The sequence below is a fragment of the Acetobacter tropicalis genome, assembly GCF_001580915.1.
Classification (GTDB): Bacteria; Pseudomonadota; Alphaproteobacteria; order Acetobacterales; family Acetobacteraceae; genus Acetobacter; species Acetobacter tropicalis.
Map to the genome: position 1 here is coordinate 1 of NZ_LHZQ01000024.1, position 753 is coordinate 753.

Annotated in this window: 1 protein-coding gene; it reads right to left on the bottom strand. The window is 57.2% G+C overall.

Annotated elements, in window-relative coordinates; all coding sequences use genetic code 11:
* Positions 1 to 215 precede the first annotated feature (215 nt).
* Positions 216 to 740 (bottom strand): type 1 glutamine amidotransferase domain-containing protein, encoded by a 525-nt coding sequence (locus AD944_RS00125; RefSeq protein WP_061474608.1) that lies wholly within the window; start codon positions 738 to 740, stop codon positions 216 to 218.
* Positions 741 to 753: the final 13 nt, after the last annotated feature.

Sequence of the window (753 nt, forward strand, 5' to 3'; positions counted from 1 at the left end):
AGAGAAGCTCAACAAACCAAAGTTAATGTGACAGCACCCGAGGAGTTCACCGCGGTTGACGCGACTTAACGTTTGACTGCTCGTCCGGCGCGCCGTGTTCGTCTGATACGCGGCGTAGCGGATGGCCATTATCACCGGCCATCCGCTACGCCTGTCTCGCGTGGACCTTCTTCCGTTAGCGGGCCCTCAAATGGTTTGTCGAGACCGCCCCGTCTTTAATTCCCGGCTGCGAGCCCAGCGCCCACACCTGCTGCGACTTCCTCTACGAGTTTGGCACAGAAGGCGGGTAAATCATTGGGGTCGCGGCTTGTGACAAGGCCGTTGTCGACCACGACTTCTTCATTGATCCATGTACCGCCGGCGTTCTCGATATCGACCTTCAGCGTTGGGTAGGACGTCAGGGTGCGACCCTTAAGCACGCCCGCCTCAATCAATGTCCAGGGTGCATGGCATATAGCCGCAACCGGTTTTTTCTGATCGAAGAAAGCCCGGATGAAACCAATTGCCTCGCCGCTGCCGCGCAGCTTGTCGGCACCGACAGTTCCTCCGGGCACAACAAGTCCGTCGAAATCGTCGGCTTTCACCTCGGAAAACGTCTTGTCGATCGTATAGCTGCCGCCCTCGTCGAGATCGCTATTGACTGTGCGAGCCACGCCCGCTTCAAAACTGACCACGGTCACTTTGCCGCCAGCCTCCTCGATAGCTTGCTTGGGCTTCGACGCCCATTTCTCACAGATCATGTAATTTTAGGAC

Coding starts and splice junctions, on each gene's coding strand:
- AD944_RS00125 (WP_061474608.1), bottom strand. CDS start 740: ATGATCTGTGAGAAATGGGCGTCGAAGCCCAAGCAAGCTATCGAGGAG.